Genomic DNA, 798 nt, shown 5'->3' on the forward strand with positions numbered 1-798 from the left:
GCTAGACCAATAGCAGCAGCTTGTCTTGCTTCTTTCCGAACATCCTGAATAGCATAATTCAATGTCTCAAACTTCATATCCGTATAGGATTTCGACTCGTTAACAGCATCATTGACAAGACCACTAACTTTCTCATCCGTATACTTATTGGCATCTTCAAGAACTATCTTCATCTGCTCTTCAGTATAATCATGCAACTGACCGCCATTAACAGCTTGCTGAGAACCTGTTTCAATCTTGCCTGCCGCTACATTGTCTATCATAACAGGTTCGCTGTCATTGCCTCCTACTAACGTAATGCTATTGGTCTTTTTCCCATCACTATCTTTATCATAGGAAACAACGCCATCCGTTACGGCTACTTCAATATCTTTCACATGTTGATCTATCGTATCTACTTTGTCTTCGACCTCTTTTACCCTCTCATTCGTGCTCCAAAGCTGACCACCATTAACAACTTCTTGCGAGCCTTCTTCTATCTTACCATCCAATACATTCGTAATCTTACTCGACTTGCCATCATGCTTCGCATCATACGCGCCTTCTTCTTCATTCCAATTCAAACCATTGCTCGCCACATTCTTCTCAACATCATGAATACGCTCGTTGATACTCGTCATACCATCACTGACACCATCAAAAGCTCCTGCTACATCATGATAGATCTTCTTTTCTGACGAACTACCATCAGAATTGAATTGTGAAACCTTGAATTCCGGAGCCCTCCATTCGCCACCTTCATAGCTAGCTCCCCCTCCTAAATACATCGCTAGCGTCTGATGCAAGGAATAAAGCTGA

General features: G+C 42.2%; 1 pseudogene. It reads right to left on the bottom strand.

What is annotated here, in order from left to right:
- A pseudogene (locus tag ACFINL_RS09735) lies at positions 1-798 on the bottom strand (hypothetical protein); the annotation flags it as partial.

The sequence above is a fragment of the Bartonella sp. AA78NXGY genome (assembly GCF_042197005.1).
Classification (GTDB): domain Bacteria; phylum Pseudomonadota; class Alphaproteobacteria; order Rhizobiales; family Rhizobiaceae; genus Bartonella.